At 43.5% G+C, this 24,643-nt stretch carries 20 protein-coding genes, 3 tRNA genes and 2 rRNA genes (1 of these 25 only partly in view); 9 read left to right on the plus strand and 16 right to left on the minus strand.

Translation table 11 applies throughout. The annotated features are described in order from the left end of the window. From HYN59_RS12035 to HYN59_RS12075, 9 genes are all read right to left on the minus strand, one after another. Positions 1-2,514, minus strand: a complete 2,514-nt coding sequence (locus HYN59_RS12035) for a DNA translocase FtsK (RefSeq protein ID WP_108778495.1) — start codon at positions 2,512-2,514, stop codon at positions 1-3. Positions 2,515-2,549: 35 nt separating this feature from the next. Beyond that, a complete protein-coding gene (locus HYN59_RS12040) occupies positions 2,550-2,924 on the minus strand; it encodes a diacylglycerol kinase (RefSeq protein WP_108778496.1) in 375 nt (124 codons plus the stop codon). After that, a complete protein-coding gene (gene tpx / locus HYN59_RS12045; RefSeq protein WP_108778497.1) occupies positions 2,925-3,425 on the minus strand; it encodes a thiol peroxidase in 501 nt (166 codons plus the stop codon). A 178-nt stretch (positions 3,426-3,603) separates the two neighbouring features. After that, a complete protein-coding gene (locus HYN59_RS12050) occupies positions 3,604-4,353 on the minus strand; it encodes a heavy-metal-associated domain-containing protein (RefSeq protein WP_342748323.1) in 750 nt (249 codons plus the stop codon). Between the two features lie 263 nt (positions 4,354-4,616). Further along, positions 4,617-5,177: a helix-turn-helix domain-containing protein gene (locus HYN59_RS12055; RefSeq protein ID WP_108778498.1), complete on the minus strand. Its 561-nt coding sequence runs from the start codon at positions 5,175-5,177 to the stop codon at positions 4,617-4,619. Next, positions 5,177-6,001: an alpha/beta hydrolase gene (locus HYN59_RS12060; RefSeq protein ID WP_108778499.1), complete on the minus strand. Its 825-nt coding sequence runs from the start codon at positions 5,999-6,001 to the stop codon at positions 5,177-5,179. Before HYN59_RS12060 ends, HYN59_RS12055 begins: the two co-directional genes overlap by 1 nt. A 120-nt stretch (positions 6,002-6,121) precedes the next feature. Then, positions 6,122-6,382, minus strand: a complete 261-nt coding sequence (locus tag HYN59_RS12065) for a DUF6952 family protein (protein WP_108778500.1) — start codon at positions 6,380-6,382, stop codon at positions 6,122-6,124. Further along, positions 6,363-6,677, minus strand: a complete 315-nt coding sequence (locus HYN59_RS12070; protein WP_108778501.1) for a thioredoxin family protein — start codon at positions 6,675-6,677, stop codon at positions 6,363-6,365. The genes HYN59_RS12065 and HYN59_RS12070 overlap by 20 nt, the downstream gene beginning before the upstream one ends. Before the next feature lie 21 nt (positions 6,678-6,698). Continuing rightward, positions 6,699-7,337: a peroxiredoxin gene (locus HYN59_RS12075; protein WP_108778502.1), complete on the minus strand. Its 639-nt coding sequence runs from the start codon at positions 7,335-7,337 to the stop codon at positions 6,699-6,701. A 235-nt stretch (positions 7,338-7,572) separates the two neighbouring features. Here HYN59_RS12075 and HYN59_RS12080 point away from each other — a divergent pair, with 235 nt between their 5' ends. Next, positions 7,573-9,528 carry an amino acid permease gene (locus HYN59_RS12080; protein ID WP_108778503.1) on the plus strand — a complete coding sequence of 652 codons (1,956 nt, stop codon included), beginning with the start codon at positions 7,573-7,575 and terminating at the stop codon, positions 9,526-9,528. 14 nt (positions 9,529-9,542) lie between these two features. After that, positions 9,543-10,016: a GyrI-like domain-containing protein gene (locus HYN59_RS12085; protein ID WP_108778504.1), complete on the plus strand. Its 474-nt coding sequence runs from the start codon at positions 9,543-9,545 to the stop codon at positions 10,014-10,016. 83 nt (positions 10,017-10,099) lie between these two features. On the opposite strand, the gene HYN59_RS12090 is transcribed toward HYN59_RS12085, so the two are convergent. The 7 genes from HYN59_RS12090 to porX all read right to left on the minus strand — a co-directional run bounded on the left by HYN59_RS12090 (position 10,100) and on the right by porX (position 18,802). Beyond that, positions 10,100-11,971, minus strand: a complete 1,872-nt coding sequence (locus HYN59_RS12090) for a monovalent cation:proton antiporter-2 (CPA2) family protein (RefSeq protein WP_108778505.1) — start codon at positions 11,969-11,971, stop codon at positions 10,100-10,102. Between the two features lie 2 nt (positions 11,972-11,973). Then, positions 11,974-12,576, minus strand: a complete 603-nt coding sequence (locus HYN59_RS12095; RefSeq protein WP_108778506.1) for an NAD(P)H-dependent oxidoreductase — start codon at positions 12,574-12,576, stop codon at positions 11,974-11,976. Positions 12,577-12,711: 135 nt separating this feature from the next. Continuing rightward, the gene (locus HYN59_RS12100) at positions 12,712-14,070 is read right to left on the minus strand and encodes a hypothetical protein (protein ID WP_108778507.1); all 1,359 of its coding nucleotides are present in this window, start codon (positions 14,068-14,070) and stop codon (positions 12,712-12,714) included. A gap of 33 nt (positions 14,071-14,103) precedes the next feature. Then, positions 14,104-15,456 (minus strand): adenylosuccinate lyase, encoded by a 1,353-nt coding sequence (gene purB / locus HYN59_RS12105; protein WP_108778508.1) that lies wholly within the window; start codon positions 15,454-15,456, stop codon positions 14,104-14,106. Positions 15,457-15,579: 123 nt separating this feature from the next. Then, positions 15,580-16,773: an alanine dehydrogenase gene (locus HYN59_RS12110; RefSeq protein ID WP_108778509.1), complete on the minus strand. Its 1,194-nt coding sequence runs from the start codon at positions 16,771-16,773 to the stop codon at positions 15,580-15,582. Between the two features lie 53 nt (positions 16,774-16,826). After that, positions 16,827-17,234 carry a tRNA (adenosine(37)-N6)-threonylcarbamoyltransferase complex ATPase subunit type 1 TsaE gene (gene tsaE / locus HYN59_RS12115; RefSeq protein ID WP_108778510.1) on the minus strand — a complete coding sequence of 136 codons (408 nt, stop codon included), beginning with the start codon at positions 17,232-17,234 and terminating at the stop codon, positions 16,827-16,829. 14 nt (positions 17,235-17,248) lie between these two features. After that, positions 17,249-18,802: a T9SS response regulator signal transducer PorX gene (gene porX / locus HYN59_RS12120; protein WP_108778511.1), complete on the minus strand. Its 1,554-nt coding sequence runs from the start codon at positions 18,800-18,802 to the stop codon at positions 17,249-17,251. A 282-nt stretch (positions 18,803-19,084) separates the two neighbouring features. Between porX and bshB1 the strand changes: the two genes are divergently transcribed. The 7 genes from bshB1 to HYN59_RS12160 all read left to right on the plus strand — a co-directional run. Then, positions 19,085-19,801 (plus strand): bacillithiol biosynthesis deacetylase BshB1, encoded by a 717-nt coding sequence (bshB1, locus tag HYN59_RS12125; RefSeq protein WP_108778512.1) that lies wholly within the window; start codon positions 19,085-19,087, stop codon positions 19,799-19,801. A 63-nt stretch (positions 19,802-19,864) separates the two neighbouring features. After that, a tRNA-His gene (locus HYN59_RS12130) sits at positions 19,865-19,940 on the plus strand. A gap of 795 nt (positions 19,941-20,735) precedes the next feature. Continuing rightward, entirely contained in the window at positions 20,736-21,014 is a 279-nt protein-coding gene (locus HYN59_RS12140; RefSeq protein ID WP_108778514.1) for a hypothetical protein, read from the plus strand. A gap of 979 nt (positions 21,015-21,993) precedes the next feature. Continuing rightward, a 16S ribosomal RNA gene (locus tag HYN59_RS12145) occupies positions 21,994-23,509 on the plus strand. A gap of 175 nt (positions 23,510-23,684) precedes the next feature. Further along, positions 23,685-23,758 (plus strand) — tRNA-Ile (locus HYN59_RS12150). 133 nt (positions 23,759-23,891) lie between these two features. Next, a tRNA-Ala gene (locus HYN59_RS12155) sits at positions 23,892-23,965 on the plus strand. Positions 23,966-24,158: 193 nt separating this feature from the next. Continuing rightward, positions 24,159-24,643 (plus strand): 23S ribosomal RNA (locus tag HYN59_RS12160); it runs 2,390 nt beyond the window's last position. Together the 16S and 23S rRNA genes with 2 tRNA genes alongside form the textbook arrangement of a ribosomal RNA operon.

A 24,643-nucleotide genomic window follows, 5' to 3' on the forward strand; every position in this document is an offset into this window, starting at 1 on the left:
CTAAAAGTCGTTTTCTTCATTTTTGAAAAATTGCTCAAGGGAAACAAGATCGGGGATAAGTACATTACGGGCTTTACTGCCTTCGAACGGGCCTACTATACCGGCTGCTTCCAGCTGGTCTATTAGCCTTCCAGCGCGGTTATAGCCCAGTTTTAGTTTTCGCTGAAGCAATGATGCCGAGCCTTGCTGGGCGGTAACGATCACTTCTGCAGCTTCCCTGAACATTGAATCTCTTTCGGAGATATCTATATCAAGATTAATGCCACTTTCTTCTCCAAAATATTCCGGAAGCAGGTAGGCATCGGGATACCCTTTCTGCGAACCGATGAATTCAGTGATCTTTTCCACTTCCGGCGTATCCACAAATGCACACTGCACACGCACCAGGTCATTGCCCTGTGTATAAAGCATGTCCCCGCGGCCTATAAGCTGGTCGGCGCCCTGGCTGTCGAGGATGGTACGCGAATCGATCTTAGACGTTACACGGAAAGCAATCCTCGCAGGGAAGTTGGCTTTGATGATACCGGTAATAACGTTTACCGATGGCCTCTGTGTAGCAATGATAAGGTGGATACCGATAGCCCTTGCCAGCTGTGCCAATCGGGCGATAGGTGTCTCCACTTCTTTGCCGGCCGTCATGATAAGGTCGGCAAATTCATCTACTACCAAAACAATGTAAGGCAGGAACTTATGCCCATTCTCGGGGTTCAGCCTCCTTTGACGGAATTTCTCATTATATTCTTTAATGTTCCTTACCGATGCATCCTTAAGCAGGTTGTAGCGGTTGTCCATTTCGATACAAAGGGAGTTGAGCGTATTGATAACCTTCGTGTTGTCGGTAATGATGGCATCGCCGCCATCGGGCAGTTTTGCGAGGTAATGCCTTTCTATTTTATTAAAAAGTGTAAGCTCTACCTTTTTAGGGTCTACCAAAACGAATTTTACCTCTGCCGGGTGCTTTTTATAAAGGAGCGAGGTGAGGACGGCATTCAATCCAACCGATTTACCCTGTCCGGTAGCTCCCGCCATCAGCATGTGCGGCATCTTGGCAAGGTCGGCCACAAACGTTTCATTGGATATGGTTTTTCCCAAAGCAATAGGAAGCTCCATTTCCGCTGTCTGGAATTTTGGCGAGCCAATAACGCTTTTCATAGAAACAGTCGAAGGGTTCTTATTAGGAACCTCTATACCTATCGTACCTTTTCCTGGGATAGGCGCAATGATACGGATGCCCAGAGCCGAAAGCGAAAGGGCAATGTCGTCTTCAAGGTTTTTGATCTTCGAAATACGGATGCCCGCTTCCGGTACAATCTCGTATAGCGTAACCGTCGGGCCTACAGTAGCTTTTATCTGTGCAATGTCGATTTTGTAATTGCGCAGCGTTTCTACAATCCTGTTCTTGTTCTCTTCCAGTTCTTCCTGGTTAATGGTAATGCCGCCCGAAGAATAGTCTTTTAATAATTCTATCGATGGGAACTGGTAATTTGACAGCTCAAGGGTAGGGTCGAATTCACCAAAATCCTTCACAAGCTTTGCAGCCAGGTTTTCTTCAACTACATCTTCCTCTGCAAATTTCTCAATTACAAAGCTGTCATCATCCGTCTCGATGATCTCATGTGCAGGGGGGGTATATTCAACCGGCTTTGGTTTTATCGCGGGTTCAAGGTTTATTTCTGACGAATGCTCTATAGTTGGTTTTAAAGCTTCACGGTTGATCTCGAATTGCGAAGGCGGCGGGGTTGGAGTAACCGTGCGTACTATCATTTCGGGCTCCTCCTCGTCTTCTTCGTTTTCTTCATGGTATGTTGTCGCAGAAGTATCCGTTACCGAATAAGGCATCGGTGCAGGCGTAGGAATATTGGCAGCATCTGGCGTGTGTTGCGGCTCCGGTGTTGTTTCGAGTTCTTCCTCAATCTCTTTTCGCCTTTTTTCGAAAAACAGCTTAATGGCATCCGGCGACATTTTTACCCTGAATATTAGGAAAACGAACAGCCCGAAAATAAGCAGCAGCAACGTGCCCGTACTTGCCAGGTAGTCCTGCATGAAAAGGTTCATTTCATATCCTATGACACCGCCAAGCTCCGGCAGGTAAGCATTGAAGAACCCGAAAAGGATCGAAACGATCACAACAAGGTACAGGTCCCAAAATAATGTTTTTTTGAGCTTTTTTACAGGCAGGTCCAATACGAGGTAAGCGCCTGTTAAAAAGAAAAAGCGTATCAGTATAAAGGAAGCGACACCAAAGCCGTGATACAGGAACAGGTCGGCTAAAAAAGCCCCGAGTTTCCCAAGCCAGTTGTGCACGGTTTCATTGCGATTGCTAAAAGCCGACAGCTCGCTTTGGTCGTAGTCCCAATAGAGGAAATAAGAAATGAAAGAAAGGAGCAAGGCCACCGAGAACAGGAAAAACAAAACGCCGAGCAATACCTTATGCTGGCGCGATAAGCCCCATTTTTTCTTTTCTGATGCCGGTTTGTCTGCTGTGCCTGTGGTTTCTTTTTTGCCCTTTGCCATTTAAATTTTTCTTGACTGTAAAAATATCAATAAATTTAAAAAAGCAATACTACTTTGGGATAATAAATTATTATACCGACAACCATAGCTGCCAGGGCTGCAAAGCATACAGCCCCGGAAGCAATATCTTTTATAAATCCGATCTTTTCATGGAAATCGGGATGTATGAAATCGCAGATCTTCTCCACGGCAGTATTAGCGCCTTCAATGGCAAGCACGAGGCCTATGGCAAAAGTCTGCAGCATCCATTCTGTTGCCGAGATCTTAAAATAAAACCCTGCAACAGTTATGATGATAGCTATAAAGAATTGCACCATAATGCTATGCTCGCTCGTCACGAGCCTGTAGGCCCCCTTTACAGAATAGCCAACGCTTTTCAGCCTGCCTTTTACAAATCTGTTGTCTTTCATTTAGTTGAGTGCTGCAAGGGCTTTATCATAATCCGGCTCGTCTTTAATGTCCGGCACCTGTTCCGTATACGTAATATTACCTTCTTCATCAAGCACTATTACCGATCTTGAATGCAGCCCTTCAAGCGGACCCGAAGTTATGGTAAGCCCATACGTTGTACCAAAGCTGCCGTCCTTAAAATCCGATAATGTTATTACATTACTAAGGCCTTCAGCGCCGCAAAAACGGTTAAGGGCAAATGGTAAGTCGCGCGATATGCAAAGCACTTTCGTATTTTCAAGGTTGCCTGCCTGTTCATTAAATTTCCTTACTGATGTTGCGCATGTACCGGTATCAATACTCGGGAAAATGTTTAAAACAAGCCTGCTGCCTTTAAAGTCTTCTAATGATGCTTTAGACAGGTCGCCTTTTATAAGAGTGAAGCCAGGAGCTTTAGTGCCTTTTGCAGGCAGTTCGCCGATAGTTGTGATGGGGTTTCCACCCAGTGTAATATTAGCCATTTGTGTTCTTTTAGAAACACAAAAGTAAGGATTTATAAATGGAAAACAATAATGGTTTTTGCCACGAATTACACGAATTCCCCAAATTATTCCTAAAGTCATTTAATAGCAGATGCATTTCTTTATGGGTTATTATTGGAATTTGTGTAATTCGTGTAATTCGTGGCAAAAACGAAATTTAAAGGTACATCACCAGCATGCCCACACTCATAGCGATCATCAGGCCGTCCTCAATAATGGTAACAGTACTCATCGGCAGGTTGAACACGGCCCCAAGGCAGGCGCACTGTATCTTCTTTTTATTGAGCACACTTTGCAGTACACCAATAAGGCTTACCGACATAACCACTGCCGTAACGGAATTGGTAATCACAGGTTCAACGTTTAAGGCAAAAGCAAGCCCAAGCGCCAGTTCGATAAAAGCGTAGATGTAGCCCCACGTTTTAAACTTCATAGCAACCACATCATACATCGCGTAGCTTTCGGCAAATCCCTTCAGGTCAAGCATTTTGAAAAAGGAAAATGTAAGGAAGAACCCTGCCATAAAAACACGCATGAATATCATTGTGTTGAAAGTATCGCCCGTTGAAGCAGTAATTAAAGAAATTACGCTTATGTAGCCAAATATCAACAGTATAGGTTTATAAGTTACAACCCAGCTTTTCTTTTCTTCAGCCTGCCCGCCAAAAATATTTACAGGCGGCTTGTGGGTAGGCTCCTGTTCAGATAACTGGTACTTCGGATAGTCTTTCAAAGCTTCCCGGAGTTGGGCTGTAGGGATGTGGTTCTCCATCGAAATATCGGCAGTGCCATTTTCAAGGTTGATAGCCACATCGGTCACTCCCGGCACTTTTTTAAGCAGGAAGCTCACTTTGGCGGAACAGCCATCACACGTCATTCCGGAAATATTATAGGTATGTTGCATCATTAGTGGATTTAAATTGATAATACAAAGTTCCGTATTATCTATCAAAACCGCTTATGCAATCTTTGAAAATAGCTATGACTTTTACAGTTTCTTTAGATTTTAATTTCACGCAAAGCCGCGGAAGACGCAAAGCCCGATCCTGCTTAGATTGCGAAGTAATCACTTTATGCCTTCAAATATAGATGCTTTAATATCAGTACCTTATCGACTTTTGGTCTTTCCATGAAATTCAAAGGCGCAAAAGTTTCAAATACTTTCAGTATTTACAGTTCGTCAATCTTTTTGCGCTTGTTTTCTTTTATTGTTTTATAAAAAGTAGGAGTGAGGCCTGTCACTTTCTTAAACTGCCCCGAAAGATACGCCGCGCTGCTGTAACCCAAAGCATCGGCAATTTCTGCCAGCGAAAGCTCATCATATACCAACAGTTCTTTTACTTTTTCAATACGCTGGCTGATGTAGTATTTCTCAATGGTAGTGCCTTCAACCTCAGAGAAAAGGTTGCTCAGGTAAGTATAATCATAATGCAGCTTATCGGCCAGCCAGTTGGAAAGATTGGTGTTCAGCGTTTCATCAGAATGGTGGACAAGGTAAACAATTTCGTTTTTTACCTGCTCGATGATCCTGCCTTTACGGTCGTTTATTAGCTCAAAACCCAATGCCTGCAATGATTTATCTACATGCTGTAGCTCTTCGGGCGTGAGGTCGTTCTTTATTTCCGCTTCGCCCAATTCAACAGCCAATACATTGATACCGGCTTTTTCAAGTTCGGCCCGCACTGCGGTAATGCAGCGGGGGCACACCATGTTCTTAATATACAGTTGCATTAGTTATGCGAATTTATCCAACCGGTCAATGCGTCATACGCCTGTTTCTCGGTAACGGGATCATTCAACCCGGCATCGTGGTCTTTGCCTTTCATGGTGATCAGCTTCGATTCGATCTTCTTTATCTGCAGAAGTCCATAAAGGAATTTTGAATTGGAATACGGCACGAGCTTGTCGCTATCGCCGTGTATCAGCAGCGTTGGAATAGCCTTTATGTGGGCATACGGGCTTACATCGGTAAATTTTTTATCCTGCATCAATGAGTCCGTGTACTTTGCATCTGCCAAAAGTTCCACGTTTTTTGTGAGCTGTGTTTTTTCCAGGTACTCCAGTGTGCCTTTGTCATCAAAACGTGTAGGCGGGCATATCGCATTAATTGATTTTACATTGCGTGAAGTTGTATATCCATACAGCAATGCCAGATGTGCACCGGCGCTTATCCCGGCCATGTGTACCTGTTTTGTGTTGTAGTTGTATTTCGGGCCTTCCTTCTGTATGTAAGCAACGGCATTGTCTACATCTTCAAGAAGCTGTTTGCAGTGCACGGTTTCGCTTACATAACGGTAATCGATATTGGCCACCACAAACCCGCGGTCACGCAGGTCTTTGGCGCGTTTGTCGGTATACTCTTTGCCGCCCATCATCCAGGCGCCGCCATGTATCATGATAACCACAGGTGTAGTTGCAGTTATATTTTTAGGAAGAAAAAGATCGAGTGTCTGCTGTTTGTCAGTGCCGTAAGCAAGATTTATAAAGTCCTGCTGGGCAGGGCAGTTTATGGTAAAGGCGATAAAAGCTATAGTGCTGAGTAAAATGTTTTTCATAAAGGCTCTAAGTTAACAAAAGGACTAAATTAGTTTAATTCGCGTAATTGACAGTAAGGAAGGCAACAAAAAAAACGCCCCCGTTTCCGGAGGCGTTCCTGTTAACCTGATTATGAAAAACTATTCTTTATCTATCGCGCCAAGAACCCGCATCATAAAACTGTTCAGTGCGTCCTTTTTGGTCATGCCGCCTTTTATCATTTTATTTACCTCGAGTGCCCCATACATATTGGAGATAATCTCCCCAATAACATCCAGTTCTTCATCTTTCAGCGAAGGCACTTCGGTAAGCGCTTCAAGCACTTCCAGAGTTTCTGTAATATAGTCCTGGTCGTTATCTTCGATAAACTGGTTAAGGTGCTTAATTACTGGTAACTTCATTGACTAAGTCGGTTAAGATTTCTACTTTATTCGTCTGAACCTGGTTTACCAGCTTGCCGTTCCTGAAGGTGGCAAAGGTAGGCAGGTTGTCAACTTTAGCAAGTTTCCTGGATTCAGGGAAATTTTCAGCATCAGCGATCACAAAAGTTACATTTTCATTTTCCGAAGCCATTTTTTTGAATTTAGGCTTCATGATGCGGCAATTGCCACACCACCCGGCTGAATATTGTACCACTACCACCGGTTCACCGGCAACAATCTCTGCTAAATTATCAACTTCTAGTTCCTGTAACATGGTAAGGTGTGTTTTAAATTATTAGTTCGAAGCCAGGTAAGAAGCAACGCCTTTACGGTCGGCAGTCATGGCCTCTTTTCCTTCTTCCCAGTTAGCCGGGCAAACTTCACCTTTGGTCTGAACGTGGGTGTAAGCGTCAATCAGCCTAAGGTATTCGGCTACGTTACGGCCAAGCGGCATATCGTTTACGCTTTCGTGGAATATTTTTCCTGTCTCATCTACAAGGTAAGTAGCCCTGTAAGTAACGTTCGATCCTGTAAGAATTACAGAGTCGGTCTCTTCGCTGTATTCTGTAGACTCGATATCAAGGATGCCAAGGATGTTAGAAAGGTTCCTGTTGGTGTCAGCAAGGATAGGGTAGGTAACACCTTCTATACCTCCATTGTCTTTTGGAGTGTTAAGCCACGCAAAATGCACTTCTTTAGTATCGCAAGAAGCGCCTATAACCATGGTATTTCTTTTTTCAAACTCTCCCAGGGCAGCCTGGAACGCGTGAAGCTCTGTAGGGCAAACAAAGGTGAAGTCTTTAGGGTACCAGAACAGCAACACTTTTTTGTTATTGTTTACAGCCTCTTCATAAATATTTATACTCAGGTTGTCACCCATTTCAGAGATGGCATCGACAGCAATGTTTGGGAATTTTTTTCCTACTAATGACATAGTGTGTTATTTATTTGATGAATGATTAATTTTCTATTGCAAATATACCAGTAATAGGTTTTAACTATCGTAAATACCAATTGTTATTGCTTATGCTTGTATAGAAAATTCCTATTTATATTTTAATTAAGAAAATTTTAACAAATAACCAAATCTTGGTAAAATTTTTTTCAATTAAGTTTTTATATTTGTTATTGCTGCAAATAGCAGGCATTTTGAATTTTAAATAAAAACAATGGGGTTAAACAGCTTATTTCGTAAAAAGAACGTACAGGACATATTAAGGCAGGTTGAGAGTAATGAACATGGACACGATTCTTTAGGCAGGCACCTTACCGTTAAGGATTTAGCAGCTTTTGGCATCGCAGCAATCATCGGAGCTGGTATTTTCAGTACGATTGGTAAAGCCAGCGCCGATGGGGGCCCTGCAGTTATCTTCCTGTTTCTATTTACGGCTGTTGCCTGTGGCTTTGCTGCCTTTGCCTATGCCGAATTCGCCTCTATGGTGCCGGTATCGGGAAGCGCCTACACGTATTCTTACGTTGCTTTTGGCGAGATCGTTGCCTGGATAATAGGCTGGGCGCTCATAATGGAATACGCCATTGGGAATATTACTGTCGCTATATCCTGGAGTGATTATTTTACGGGGCTTCTCGATGGAATAGTCACAACCCTTAATACAAGATACGACTGGCATCTGGGCACTTTGGCCGACTGGGTGCAGATGGATTACCTTACCGCATCGAACGGGTTTGATAATGCCACCGCACTTATGCAGGGCGGAAAGAGCTTTGCCAACCTTGATGCCGGATTACAGCAGGCTTACAACGCATGGACAACCGCACCTACTATAGGCTCGTTCCATTTTGTGGCTGACCTTCCCGCTTTGTTTATCATTATCATCATTACAGCCCTTGTATACAGGGGTATGAAGGAATCACGGAATGCCAGCAACCTCATGGTGGTTATAAAGCTTTGTATCATCCTGCTGGTTATTGCCGTAGGGGTATTTTATGTAGATACGGCCAATTGGGACCCGTTTGCACCCAATGGAGCAGCAGGGGTGCTCAAAGGTGTATCGGCAGTATTCTTTGCCTATATAGGATTTGATGCGATATCTACTACTGCCGAAGAATGCAAGAACCCGCAGCGCGACCTGCCCAAAGGAATGATGTGGGCTATTGTCATTTGTACGATATTATATGTGATAATCGCCCTGGTATTAACGGGCATGGTTCGCTATAACGAACTTAATGTTGGCGATCCGCTGGCGTTTGTATTTCAAAAGCTCGACCTGAAATGGATGAGCGGCATCATAGCCGTGAGTGCCGTTGTTGCCATGGCAAGCGTCCTGCTGGTGTTCCAGATGGGGCAGCCGCGTATCTGGATGAGCATGAGCCGCGATGGGCTGCTGCCAAAACGCTATTCCCGCGTGCACCCGAAATTCAAGACTCCATCATATGCTACTATTGTGACCGGTTTCGTAGTTGCCGTTCCTGCTTTGTTCCTGAACCTGACCATGGTTACCGACCTTTGCAGTATCGGGACATTGTTCGCTTTCGTACTGGTATGTGCCGGTGTGCTTGTTTTGCAAAACCGCCCCGATGTTCCAAGGGGGAAGTTCAAAACACCTTATGTCAATGCTAAATTCATCATGCCGGTAGCGCTTATTGCCGGGGTTATATTTTCGTTTACTTATAATAAAGAAACCACCATGGCTTTCCTGAATAATGAAAAAGAGATCAATACCCCGGCGACAATTGTAACATCTTTATCCAAAGAACAAACTACAGAGGTGTACAACTCGCTGCTGGCGCGCGATGTGGCGACCGGAAGCCAGGACCTTGAGCAGATACTCGGAACCTATGAAAAAGATGAGGCGGCCTACAAAAAGCTTGTGGATGAACTGCCTATTGCTGAAGAGTTGAAATATGAAAGCGGCTTCGACCTGTTTAAGCATAAGATACCGATGTATATTTTTCTTATAACATTGGTATTGCTGGCAATATGGGCCTTCCGTAAAAACCTCTCGCTGATACCTTTGCTTGGCCTTATCTGCTGCCTTTACATGATGGCACAGCTTAGTGTGTGGAACTGGATTTACTTTACGGCATGGCTGCTGATAGGGCTTTCTATTTACTTTGGCTTTAGCCGGAAAAATAGCAAGCTTAATCAGGTGAAGGTGATTTAGCCGGAGTCATAATTATGATACCCGAAATAAGGAACGTGTCCCCAAAAAAACTCATTGGCAAACGGCTTGCCATGTCCTTTGCCAAAAACACTACATTCCAGCTTTGGAACGGCTTTATGCCACGCAGGAAGGAAATTACCAATGCTGTCGGTACCGACAGGTATTCTTTACAGGTTTATAACGAAGGTTTCTACAGGAATTTTGATCCTGAGGCAACATTTGAAAAATGGGCTGCAGTTGAAGTAATGGATTTTGATGCTGTTCCTGAGGGCATGGATACACTTATTTTACCGGAAGGGCAATATGCCGTTTTCAATTATAAAGGCACTGCCGAAGATGCCCCGGAAACGTATAAATACATTTTCATGGAATGGCTGCCAGCTTCAGGATATGTATTGGATAATCGCCCACACTTTGAGATATTAGGCGACAAATACAAACACGGTGATCCGGAATCTGAGGAGGAGATATGGATACCTGTTAAGTAAGTTATGAGTCACAGTTTGCAGTTTTCAGTTTTACACAGAGACTGAAAACTGCGACCTGCCTTTGCCGGCAGGCAGGCTGAAAACTATTCTTCCTCCGCTTCCTTTCGTAAATCGGCGCTTTGCCAGGCATGGTCATTAGCGCCAAGCTGGGCATACAGGTCGTTTTTAAGCAGTTGTTCCTGCATTTCTATTTCTTCCAAAGCCGTCATCAGGAAAGCTTTCTTATCGTGCCGTTTTTCAGCCAGGCGGAATATGGCCTGCTCATCATACTTTATAAAGCGCTGGCCCTGCCGTGTTGCTGTATACCGCCGGTGCCCAAGCTCTACTAGTGCATCAACGCCAAGGTGTACGGCGCTGTACATATTTTCCCTGTAAAAGTCGTTCACGCCCATATCCACAAGCTCGAAAGCATCGCTGCGGTTACGGGCACGTGCGAGGACTTTCAGGTTTGGGAAATGCTTTTTGATCATCTCTACCACCTGTAAGTTTACCCTCGGGTTATCTATAGCGGCTATAAAAAGTTTTGCGTTCTCGCAGCCGGCCGCCTTCAAAAGCTCCAGCCTTGAGGCATCGCCATAATATACCTTGAAGCCCATTTTCCTCAGCGAATCCACACGGTCGCTGTCCATGTCAAGCACCGTTGCCGGAATGCCGTTGGTCTTCAGCAGGCGGCCAATAGTGCTCCCGAAGTTGCCGAACCCGGCAATAATGACATCGTTTTTCTCATCAATGGAGTCGTAATTATTTTTAGGCTGTTTTTCTTTTACGCCAAAGAAAGGGTCGATCCATTTTTCGTTGATGATCAGTAAGAACGGTGTACCTATCATGCTCAGTGCGATCACGGCCATCATTTGGTTGGCAAGCTCGGTAGCCATCAGGTTAAGCTGTGTTGCAAAAGCAAGTATCACGAAACCAAATTCCCCTGCTTGGCTAAGGGCAAAGGCGAACAATATATTTTGGTCGGAGCTTTTTTTGTATATCTTCCCGACCGCTAAAAGCACAAAGAATTTGATGATGTTGAAAATCGTGCAGAAAATAATGATAAACGCAGGGTCGGCCATTATCAAATGAAAATTGATAGACGCACCCACGCCTATGAAGAACAACCCTAAAAGCAATCCTTTAAAAGGTGCGATATCGCCTTCAAGCTCATGGCGAAACTCGCTGTTAGCCAATACCAGGCCGGCCATGAATGCACCAAGCGCGGGGCTGAGGCCAACCAGCTGCATCATGTAGGAAACTCCCATAACAAGGAGCAATGCAGATGCCGTGAATAGTTCCTGCAGCCGTGTACGTGCCACAATATGGAGTAATGGTATGATGATAAGGCGCCCTCCCACGTACACCATCCCGATGGTACCTAATACTATTGGGGCCTGGAGCCATCCTAAATGGGAGATCAGGGATTGTCCTGCTTCCTTATTTTCTACAGCGCCATCGGCAAGCAGCGGCAGCACGGCCATAATGGGGATAACTGCGATGTCCTGGAATAGCAATATTGCAAAGGACGAACGCCCCATTGAGGTCTTGGTGAGGCCCTTTTCTTTCATGGTTTGCATTACGATTGCTGTTGACGAAAGTGTCAATGCCAATGATATCGCCAATGTAGCCTGCCACTCCCATCGCAGTACGAACGAACAGGCGATGAACAATACTGCTGTCGTGCCCAGCACCTGCAGCGTGCCCATCCCAATAATGATACGCCGCATACGCCAGAATTTATGCGGGTCGAGTTCCAGCCCGATAAGGAACAGCATCATTACTACGCCAAACTCGGCAAAATGCATAATGTCCTGTCCTTCCTGCCCGATAAGCCCCAGTACATAAGGGCCAATAATGATCCCTGCAAAAAGATACCCCAGTATCGAGCTCAATCCAAGTTTTTTGGCTATTGGCACACATAATACTGCCGAAGCAAGGTAAATAAGTGCCTGAAAGAAAAATCCGTCTGCCATAATTACCCGTTTTTAGTTTTAAACCAATCATTAAAATAATGGAATTCCGCCAACTCTTCAGGATTGATGGGATTATTTACAAGATAGTCCAGCACCTGTGCGTAAAGTTTCCCGTTCTTTTCGTACCCTTCTTCTGTCATCGAGTGGGTGCCGTGCACCACAAAAGGAGGGAGGTAATGCATGTTGCATACTTTCGCCGTTTGGCAAAAGGGCTCCAGCAGCTGTTGTATCGTAAAGCGGTCGCGTCCGGTAGCCGAATAATTTTCCTTGCGCCCGCCGGTGGTTATTGTTTGCAGCAATAGTTTGCCTTTAAGCGCAAACCCTTCCTTACCGTAGGCCCATCCGTGTTCCAGCACAATGTCTATCCATTGCTTCAACAGTGGCGGGCAGCTGTACCAGTACATGGGATGGTGCCAGATAATAATATTGTGATTGTACAGCAATTCCTGTTCCCGCTTCATGTCAATATCAAAATCGGGATATTCCTGGTACAGGTCGTGGAAGGTGATGTTCGGAGAGTCAGGGATATTCCGGGTCAGCACACTATTCGCGTTCGATTTCTCAAACAGCGGATGCGCGAAAAGTATGAGGATTTTGTTGGACATAAAAAAACCTGTTTATATTTTCCGTTCCTGCAATATAACGAATTTAGCCTTGTAAAGGTTAACTTGTTAAGCAGGTTCGTAAAATTTAAACAGGAATTAACAATTGGGAGGACTAGAGGTCTACCTGATATTTATTTAATTACAGTGGCCATTTTGAATATCTGTAACTGTTATTGGGTTTAGATTATATTGAATACCAAAACTTATCTGCCTTCCTGGTTCGGTAAGTGAACTGATTGCGCAAAAATCCTGAAGTGACGCGTTATTGTAAATATTAATAGAACCCCACTCTGTTGAAGATGTTGGTACAGGACTAAAATTCTCAAGTCCGTGCAGGGATGTAAGTGAATCGTTATAGCCTATGTAAATCTTGCGGTTGTAGTTGTTAGGTGTGTAAGGAGAATTTGCAGAAAAGTCTGTAAGTCCCGAGAGATGCTCAATTGTAACTAATGTACTATTATCATTAATTTCAAGATAGTTGATTGATTGCACATTTTGTAGCCCCTCAAGAGAAACGATATTATTGTTATGTTTAATTTCTATGGCATCGATTTGTATAATTCCTTCAAGTCCCTCCAATGATACTAATGCATCGCTATTTATAACTTTAAGGAAACGCATATTGCCTGAGACATTTAACGCCTGAATTGAAGTAAGGGCAGGGCAATCAATGATTGATATGCCGTATTCTACAGTATTAACATTTCCCAATCCTTGAAGAGATGTGAGGCTTGTATTACCTTCAAGTGTAATCGTTCCTACTGAAACAGAGCCTTCTAAACCTTGCAGTGATATAAGGGACGTACAATTTTTTAGTTCAATATTTGTAATATTTGGTCCGTTGCCAATTCCCTGAAATGATGTTAGTGAGCTATTACCATTAATACTGATGCTAAGCGACTCAACATTTGCCAGAGGTGCCAGAGAACTTATTAGAGGACATTGTAAGATCGATAGCTCCAGGTTATCGATATTTTCTAATCCTTCCAGACTTTCCAAAGATGCATTTTCGTTAAGACCTAACATTACAGTTCCCGTGAGTTTTTCAAGGCCATTTAAATTTTTCAGGGCATAGTTATTTAATATAACAAAATCATGATATTCTCCTGTAAGCCCTTCCAGGTTTCGTAAACCCATTAAATCCTGAATACCTCCATTAGCTATAATATAAATCGATTCAGCATGCCTTATATTATGTAGCCCTTCAAGACTCCTAAGCTGGCCATTGCCGTAAATGTTTAATTCACCGCTAATTTCTGTCAGGCCTCTTAATCCTGAAAGGTCAGTGATATTGGTTTCTACAAACCTATTTCCTATTGTTAAATCACCAATTACAGAGCCATAATTAGATGCGGCAAAAGCATCAACATCAGCCTGAGTTTCAAGAACCATAGTCCCCGATGCAAGTTTGGGAGTATTGTTATTATCATCGTTACTGCATGACAGCTGTAAAGCTGCAAAGAACAAAAGGCAAAGGAGTGTAATTTTTTTCATAGCTGATTTTTTAAAGGGTTGTAATGATGAATATTATGGCTGAATTCCCAAATAATTTGAAGGCGTTATCAGCATCAGTTCTTCTTTTATATTATTACTAACGTTAAGGCCGTTAATAAAATTGTGTATCGCATTCTTATCAATGACAGTATTAGTCCGCGTAAGGTCTTTCAGCGCTTCATAAGGATTTGGGTATCCTTCGCGGCGCAGTATGGTTTGTATTGCTTCGGCAACTACGGCCCAATTTTTTTCGAGGTCTTCGGCAAATTTGTCGGCATTCAGTAGCAGTTTGTTAAGGCCTTTCAATGTGGCTTCGAAAGAAATGATAGTATGCCCCATCGGAACGCCAATATTTCGTAGTACCGTACTGTCGGTAAGGTCACGCTGTAATCTTGATAACGGCAGCTTGGCAGAAAGGTGCTCGAAAATAGCATTGGCTATCCCCAGGTTGCCTTCCGAGTTCTCAAAGTCGATAGGGTTTACTTTATGCGGCATGGCCGAAGAGCCTATTTCGCCTGCTTTTATTTTCTGCTTAAAATAATCCATCGACACATAGGTCCAGATATCCCTGTCCAGGTCGATGATGATTGTATTGATGCGTTTCAGTGCATCGAAGAAGGCCGCAAAATGGTCGTAATGCTCTATCTGTGTGGTAGGAAACGAGTGTTTCAGCCCTAATGTACCTTCCACAAAATCATTGCCAAACTGTTTCCAGTCGCTTTTTGGATAGGCCACAAAATGCGCATTGAAATTGCCTGTCGCACCACCAAATTTAGCAGCGAACGGTATATTGAACAGTAATCGTAATTGCTCTTCCAAACGCTCTACAAACACACCAATCTCTTTCCCCAGGCGGGTAGGGGAAGCAGGTTGTCCGTGTGTGCGCGCCAGCATAGGTACATTAGCCCACTCTACGCTCAGCTCTTTTAATTTGGCAATAACAGCAATTAGCCCCGGCATATAAACATCTTCAAAGGCTTCTTTTGTAGATAGCGGGATGGCGGTATTGTTAATATCCTGAGAGGTAAGCCCAAAATGGATAAATTCTTTAAAAGCCTCAAGACCCAATTGGTCAAAAGCTTTTTTGATAAAATATTCCACGGCTTTTACATCGTGGTTAGTAGTCTTTTCGATCTCTTTTATATGCCGGGCATCATCTGATCTAAAATTCCTGTAAATGTCCCGCAACGGTTCAAAGGTGTTTTTATCTACGCCGGTAAGTTGCGGCAGTGGCAGTTCGCAAAGCGCGATAAAATATTCAATCTCGACAAGGACACGGTAGCGTATCAGCGCCTCTTCAGAAAAATAACGGGATAAGGATACGGTTTTGCCACGGTACCTCCCATCAATAGGGGATATGGCATTCAGTTCGGATAATTGCTGCATTGTAGTTGTGTTGTATTGGAATTAACCGCAAATATAGGTTTTTGAAGGCAAATTTAAAAGCTATAAATCATGCCATTTACGCAACACGAAAAAACTGACAGCAATATCTGCGAAATATTTTGCTTAAAAAACGATTAGGTTAATATCCCTGTAGGATAAAGAGAACCAGTCGGCAACAGAGCGGTTTGTCAGCAGGCCGTGATAGTAATAAATACCATTCTTTAACCCCGCATTGCAGCGTATCGCGCTTTCTATGCCGCCATCGTCAGCCATTTGCAAAAGGAAAGGGCTTATGATATTACTAATAGACATTGAAGCCGTTTTTGAATAGCGTGACGGGATGTTAGGTACACAGTAATGGATAACATTATTCTTTACAAAAGTCGGCTTCTCGTGTGTAGTCACTTCCGATGTTTCAAAGCAGCCTCCTGTGTCGATACATACATCAATGATCACAGCGCCTTTTTTCATGTGCTCTACCATTGTTTCGCTCACGATAATTGGCGTACGGTTTTTTCCCTTCATCGCACCAATAGCCACGTCGCAGCGCATCAGGGCTTTAAGGAGTGATTTTTCCTGTATGGTAGATGTGAAGATACGCTGGTTGAGCGCGTTTTGCAAGCGGCGTAATTTGGTGATTGAATTATCAAAAACCTTTACGCTTGCCCCAAGGCCTAAGGCAGTTTTTGCGGCAAATTCAGCTACTGTGCCCGCCCCGATGATAACGATCTCTGTAGGTGGCACCCCCGTGATATTACCCAACAACAATCCTTTGCCGATCTTTTGGTTGATCATTAATTCAGCAGCTATCAGTACCGATGCCGTTCCCGCTATTTCGCTAAGCGACTTTACGGCAGGATAGGAACCATCCTCATCTTTTATGAATTCAAAAGCAAGTGCGGTAATTTTTTTGGAGGCCAGCGCCTCAAAATATTCTTTTCGCTGTGTCTTTAATTGTATGGCCGAAATAATAAGCGTTTCGGGGTTCATCATTTCGATTTCCGAAACAGTAGGCGGCTCCACTTTCAATATCACCGGGCACCCGAAAACCTTTTTAGGATCCTGTGTTATTTCCGCACCGGCATTACTATATTCCCTGTCGCTATAGCTGGAGCTAAGTCCCGCGCCTGCCTCGATCATTACGCGGTGTCCATGGGCAGTAAGCGAATTCACGGCGTCGGGTGTAAGGCAAATCCTTCGTTCCTGGTAGGATGTTTCTTTAGGGATACCAATAAAGAGCTCGCTCTTTTGCCGGGCCACTTCAAGTTTCTCTTCCTGCGGAAGCAGCTGCTGCTTTGTAAAAGGTGTTAAGGACATGGATTGTAGCGGATATTTGGCTCTAATTTACAAAAAAAATTAAACGAAAGTAACTATTTTACGGTGAGCTGCCTTTTGCCGTCGGGCAGCATTTTCATGGTAATGGCAGTATGGTCTATGGGTATGAGGTTTGGCGTTTTCTCCGGCCATTCGATAAAGCACAGGTTGCCCGAATAAAAATATTCATCAATACCCATGTCATACGCTTCCGATTCGCTGTTAAGGCGGTACAGGTCAAAGTGGTACAATATCCTGCCATCCTCGGTCTCATATTCGTTAACTAGCGAAAAGGTTGGGCTTGATGTCATGTCCTTCACGCCCAGTTGCCCTGCCAGTGCCTTGATGAATGTTGTTTTCCCCACACCCATACCCGCGTGGAACGTTATGATGCTTTTGATGTTCTGTGCCAATACCTGCTTTGCGGCACTGTCTATTTCCTCAAGGGAAAAAGTGATTTCCATATAATTGTAAACGATTATTTAGGGTTGAACACAAGGAACGGGATGATCATTTCCTCCAGGGAGATACCACCATGCTGGTAAGTATTCCTGTAATAGCTCACATAATGGTTGTAATTATTTACATAAGCAAGAAAATGGTCATTTTTAGCAAATATGTAGGAGCTGCTCATGTTAATGGCAGGCAGCTGTATACGCTTCGGATCCCTTACGGCATATACATCGCGGTCTTCATAAGTAAGGCTGCGGCCCGTTTTGTAGCGCAGGTTGAGGCTGGTATTCTTGTCGCCGATAACCTTGCTCGGGTTTTTTACATTAATGGTACCATGATCAGTAGTTAGTATTAGCCTGAAGCCCATCTGCTGTGCCTGCTGTATCATTTCAAGCAATGGTGAGTTGCGGAACCAGCTCAGGGTGAGTGAGCGGTAGGCCTTGTCGTTACTGGCAAGTTCTTTTACCACATCCATTTCGGTCTTGGCGTGCGAGAGCATATCTACAAAGTTGTAAACTATCGTAGTCAGGTCGTTGTCTTTAAGCCCCTTAAAGTTATCCACCAGCTTTTGCCCGTCGCGGAAATTGGTGATCTTATAGTATTCCTGTTTCAGGTTCTGTAGGCCAAGGCGCTTTAGCTGCTCAGTAAGGAACTCGCCTTCATAGAGGTTTTTTCCGCCTTCGTCAACATCGTTTTTCCAGTACTGCGGGAATTTTTTCTCCATTTCCAACGGCGTAAGGCCTGAGAAAATAGCGTTACGGGCATATTGCGTTGCCGTAGGGAGTATAGCGTAATAAGCAGCCTCTTTTTCCAGTTTATAATGGTTAGATACCACATTTTCAAAAGCTTTCCACTGGTCATAGCGCAGGTTGTCGATAACTACAAACAGTATCGGCTGCTTCTTTTGTATCTCGGGCACAACAAGCTCACGAAACACGTTGTGCGAAAGCACCGGTTTGTCGGCTTTTGGCTCATACCAGTCCTCATAATTCTTTTCAATGAATTTACCGAACTGCGAGTTGGCTTCTACTTTTTGCGATTCCAGTATTTCCACCATAGCCTGGTCTTCTATATTCTCAAGTTCAAGTTCCCAATATATGAGTCGCTTGTACATTTCAATCCAGTCTTCCCAGGAGTTTACCATGCCCATATCCATGGATATTTTACGGAATTCCTTTTGGTAATCCAATGTTGTTTTAGACGATACAAGGCGCGAATTGTCGAGGTTCTTCTTAAGCGAAAGCAATATCTGGTTCGGGTTAACCGGCTTAATGAGGTAGTCGGCAATCTTAGAGCCGATAGCATCTTCCATGATGTACTCTTCCTCACTTTTCGTGATCATGATCACCGGCACCGACGATTTTTTTTCTTTAATTATCGAAAGCGTTTCCAACCCGCTAAGGCCTGGCATATTTTCGTCAAGGAACACAACATCAAAGTTTTCCTTGTCAAAAAGTTCAATAGCATCCTGCCCGTTGTTAGCCGTAGTTACCTTGTAGTTTTTCTTTTCAAGGAAAAGGATGTGGGGCTTAAGCATGTCTATTTCATCATCCACCCAAAGTATCTTAATCTCATTCATTTTATGAGTATTTTTCGTTCGTAAATTGATCCTGCAAGTTAGAGTTATTTAACGATTTTCTTCCTAATTATTTTATAAAAGTAGATGTTTATTTTTTGCTTTACGATGGTAGCAATGAATCGTCAGGCATTATACAGATTCCCGACCTGCAAGGTTTTCAAAACCTTGTAGGTCTGGATGCATACTGAATAACTCTACCTTTAAGGTTTTGAAAACCTCGAAGAAAGGCTAAGATGGAACCACTAAACTTTCGTAAATTTGCACCAACATTCAGGAAAACACATGAAATTAGATATACTCGTTTTTGGCGCACATCCGGATGATGTGGAGCTTAGCTGCGGCGCAACCATTGCAAAAGAGATCTCACTCGGTAAAAAAGTTGGGATCGTCGATCTTACCCGTGGCGAGCTTGGTACCCGTGGATCTGCGGAGATAAGGGATGAAGAAGCCGCAGAAGCTGCAAAGATACTTGGGGTGGATATTAGGGAAAACCTGCGTTTTCGCGACGGCTTTTTTATAAACGATGAAGCACACCAGCTGGAGATCATAAAAATGATACGCAAATACCGGCCGGAGATCGTGATCTGCAACGCGGTGGATGACCGCCATATCGATCACGGAAGGGGAAGCAAGCTGGTTTCAGACGCCTGCTTTTTATCAGGGCTAAGAAGGATAGAAACCCAACTGGATGGGACAGGGCAGGAGGCGTGGAGACCCAGGCTTGTATACCATTATATACAATGGAAAAACCTGGTGCCGGATTTTGTAGTTGATGTTACGGGTTTTATGGATGTAAAGGTACAATCGCTGATGGCTTACAAATCGCAATTTTACGACCCGTGGAGCAATGAACCGGTAACGCCTATAGCCACAAAAAACTTTAAGGACAGTATTCTTTACCGCGCAGCCGACCTTGGAAGGCTTATTAATTCCGAATATGCCGAAGGTTTTACAGTGGAAAGGTATTTGGCAGTGAACAGCTTAGGAGATTTGATATAAAAAAGATAAATTTTTCCTTGCAGGAACGGCGAAATGCCTTATATTTGCACTCGCAAAACAAATGGTGATTGTAGCTCAGTTGGTTAGAGCGTTGGATTGTGGTTCCAAAGGTCGCGGGTTCGAGCCCCGTCTTTCACCCTTCTTTTAGGCCCCGGAAATTAACCGGGGCTTTTTTTATGGCATATCTTAAAATCTTAAATTTATTGGTATATTTATCCTGTTTAACGGATAGCATTTATGGAAATCGATTATAAAGATCTTGAAGACAGGTTCGACTGCGCCTGTAAAGATGTTGTGACTAATTTATCGCAGATATATAAGTCGGATTACGAATCACAGGGACCGGAGAAATTGCTCACTTTTTTTGAACTCATACAAAATGAATTTGATAATGTGAAATTGTCATTTATTCGCGAAAATAGAATTAGTTCAGATCAAAAGGCATTGCAATCTATATTCAATATTGCAAAAACATATGCTAAAAGATGCCTGGATGATTACGGGAAAATATCTGCAAATTAGTTTCCTGTACAAGATGACTTTTTAAAATCATATTTAATATCAGGAAAGTTTAATTATCTATTAATTTATAATATATTTGATGCAAAATTGGCGGGAAAGTTTTTGAACTGCTTTATTTTTGGGGGCATTTATAGGCGCTAGTTTAATATAAAAGCCGGTACCGCCAGTTTTTACAATCTTCATATATGTGTGTGCAAATAATTATACCGAAATATCCATAATTATTACATTTAATTATTTTTAAAATCCTTTCCATTTTAGAAATGCATGTTGAAATACCCATTTTTAACTAGGGGCAAGATACTTTTCTAACGGAACGAAAAATTTTATTAATTTTAAGTTAAATATCATAACTTCATCGAAAATCCATTTATTTATTTTGCGCTCAGAATTTTTCAATTAAATACTACTAATGAGTTTCGATTATAAAGAATTAGAAGAGCAATTAGCAATTGCATGTAATGATGTACATCAGGATTTTCTCAGGAGATTCAATAGTGATATTTATATATCTGCAGGGGGCGCCAGACTTGAAATTTTTATAAACGATCTTCAAAAAGAATTTGAAGGTGCCGCTATGTCTTTCCTTAAAAAATACAATCTCGAAAAAGACACCGAAGCAAAGAAAAGGATTCTTACCATTACTAAGCTGTATGCAAAAAAATGCATTGAGGATTTCAGTAAGATATAGCCTCATATAAACAGGGTCGATTTACGCTACATATTTTTACATATATATACTAGGAGCGAAATGTCCTTTCATTTCCAGCTATCCCTTTTCCCGCTATCCGCTCTATCCCCGCCGAAAAAGGCGGGGGATGCCGCTGCTATCAGGGCTATCGGCCATCTGTCTGTATATTTGTGATGTTTCTTATGTGTATCACAATACTATATTATTATATAGTATGTCGGTTGGGTAGGCACGTCCTGGCTCCCCCCTCCTTGGGAGATAGCTTGTCCCGATTGATCGGGAGGCCGGGGGTGAGGCATGATCAGGCCACTTTTGCGCGGCAAAAACCTCTGTGTCCTCTATTCGATATTATAGATAAAAACTCTCGTGCTACTCTGTGCTTGCTCTGTGAAACTCTGAGGTACAAAAAAATCCAAAAAAACTTTCTGTGTCAAAAACCACGTTAACAAAGAGTTAAGGAAAAGCGAAGAAAAAAGATAAAAAAAAGGCGTTGAAAAGTTTGGAAAAGCGGAATAAGTGCCTACTTTTGCATCCGCATTCAAGGCAATGTTCTTAGACAGACTGAAACGCAAACGGCCCTTTAAAGACGGGCGCTTTACTATACTAAGTAGGGTGGCGGTCAAAAAAGGGAAGCTTAAAAAAAAGTAAAAAAAGATTTGGATTGTAAAGGGAAAAGAAATTATCTTTGCCCTCCCTAACCGAAAGGAAAAGGAAGCAAGTTCACTTCAAAAAAAATACTGAAAAATAAGCTTTAGAAAATAAATTAAAAAAAGTTTTCAAAAACGCTTGCGGGTTTAAAAAGAAGTTGTACTTTTGCACCCGCTAACACAGAGAGCCGCTACGGCGAACGAGGTTAGCGAGAAATAAGAAGAATGATACGTTCATAGACATATTGGATTGACAGCATAAGAGAGAGTAAGAAGCTCTTAGCGAATTATTGAAAAAGACCTGAATTAAGATCGTAAAAATATAAAAACATACGATGAAGAGTTTGATCCTGGCTCAGGATGAACGCTAGCGGCAGGCCTAACACATGCAAGTCGAGGGGTAGAAGCTTTCGGGCTTTGAGACCGGCGCACGGGTGCGTAACGCGTATGCAATCTGCCTTACACTAAGGGATAGCCCAGAGAAATTTGGATTAATACCTTATAGTATATTGATGTGGCATCACATTATTATTAAAGATTTATTGGTGTAAGATGAGCATGCGTCCCATTAGCTAGTTGGTATGGTAACGGCATACCAAGGCAATGATGGGTAGGGGTCCTGAGAGGGAGATCCCCCACACTGGTACTGAGACACGGACCAGACTCCTACGGGAGGCAGCAGTGAGGAATATTGGTCAATGGGCGCAAGCCTGAACCAGCCATGCCGCGTGCAGGATGAAGCATCTATGGTGTGTAAACTGCTTTTGTACGGGAAGAAACACCTCTTCGTGAAGAGGCTTGACGGTACCGTAAGAATAAGGATCGGCTAACTCCGTGCCAGCAGCCGCGGTAATACGGAGGATCCAAGCGTTATCCGGAATCATTGGGTTTAAAGGGTCCGTAGGCGGTTTTATAAGTCAGTGGTGAAATCCGGCAGCTCAACTGTCGAACTGCCATTGATACTGTAGAACTTGAATTACTGTGAAGTAACTAGAATATGTAGTGTAGCGGTGAAATGCTTAGATATTACATGGAATACCAATTGCGAAGGCAGGTTACTAACATTATATTGACGCTGATGGACGAAAGCGTGGGGAGCGAACAGGATTAGATACCCTGGTAGTCCACGCCGTAAACGATGGATACTAGCTGTTTGGTTGTAAGACTGAGTGGCTAAGCGAAAGTGATAAGTATCCCACCTGGGGAGTACGGGCGCAAGCCTGAAACTCAAAGGAATTGACGGGGGCCCGCACAAGCGGTGGAGCATGTGGTTTAATTCGATGATACGCGAGGAACCTTACCAGGGCTTAAATGTAGTGGGACAGGCTTGGAAACAGGCCCTTCTTCGGACTCATTACAAGGTGCTGCATGGTTGTCGTCAGCTCGTGCCGTGAGGTGTCAGGTTAAGTCCTATAACGAGCGCAACCCCTGTTGTTAGTTGCCAGCGAGTAATGTCGGGAACTCTAACAAGACTGCCGGTGCAAACCGTGAGGAAGGTGGGGATGACGTCAAATCATCACGGCCCTTACGTCCTGGGCTACACACGTGCTACAATGGCCGGTACAGAGAGCAGCCACCCCGCGAGGGGGAGCGAATCTATAAAGCCGGTCACAGTTCGGATCGGAGTCTGCAACCCGACTCCGTGAAGCTGGAATCGCTAGTAATCGGATATCAGCCATGATCCGGTGAATACGTTCCCGGGCCTTGTACACACCGCCCGTCAAGCCATGGAAGCTGGGGGTACCTGAAGTCGGTGACCGCAAGGAGCTGCCTAGGGTAAAACTGGTAACTGGGGCTAAGTCGTAACAAGGTAGCCGTACCGGAAGGTGCGGCTGGAACACCTCCTTTCTAGAGACACGGTCTCAGGTCTTCAATAGTAAGTAAAGAGATACTTACTCTCGCTGTTAGTTCAAAAAATACAAGAAGAAGAGAGCTGAAAAGGTTTAAAGTTTCAGGTTTAAGGTTTCAAGTTGCCATGCAGCATGGAAATCTGAAATCTGAAATCAACAATCTGAAATAAAATAGTCTCGTAGCTCAGCTGGTTAGAGTACTACACTGATAATGTAGGGGTCGGCAGTTCGAGTCTGCCCGGGACTACAAACAATTACGAATTTGTAAATTACGAATTACGGATTGAAAGCGCTTCGACTTGAAAAAAAAGGAAATTCTGGAAGTTATGGGTAATGGATTATCATAATTCATAATTCGTCATTCGTAATTCAAAAAGAATGGGGGATTAGCTCAGCTGGCTAGAGCGCCTGCCTTGCACGCAGGAGGTCATCGGTTCGACTCCGATATTCTCCACAACGGCTAAAAGTCGGTCGCAGATAAGTAATTGTCTGTGTCGACACGCCACAAGTTCATTGACATATTGAGATAAAATTCAAAAAGTAGAAAAATATAGAAAGCACAGTAATCCGGTTTAGGGTTACGGGTTGTGGGTTCGGGGTTTAACCCGGAACTTAAAAACCCGGAACACTGAACTGTGATAAAAGTACAATAAGCAAAATAAGGGCGTATGGGGGATGCCTGTGGCTCTCAGAGGCGAAGAAGGACGTGATAAGCTGCGAAAAGCTGCGGGGATTGGCACACACGAGTTGATCCGCAGATATCCGAATGGGGCAACCCACTATGTTGAAGACATAGTACCCGATAGGGGGCAAACCCGCTGAACTGAAACATCTAAGTAGGCGGAGGAGAAGAAAACAAAAGTGATTCCGTAAGTAGTGGCGAGCGAACGCGGATTAGCCCAAACCAGTGATGTTACGGCATACCTGGGGTTGTAGGACCACGATATTCTATGCAAAGTGAATTAGAACCATCTGGAAAGTTGGACCAAAGAGGGTGATAGTCCCGTATAAGCAAGCGATGTAATAGATAGTGGTATCCTGAGTAGGGCGGGGCACGTGAAACCCTGTCTGAATCTGGCGGGACCATCCGCTAAGGCTAAATACTCCTGAGAGACCGATAGTGAACCAGTAC

This window comes from Flavobacterium album (assembly GCF_003096035.1).
Taxonomy (GTDB): Bacteria; Bacteroidota; Bacteroidia; order Flavobacteriales; family Flavobacteriaceae; genus Flavobacterium; species Flavobacterium album.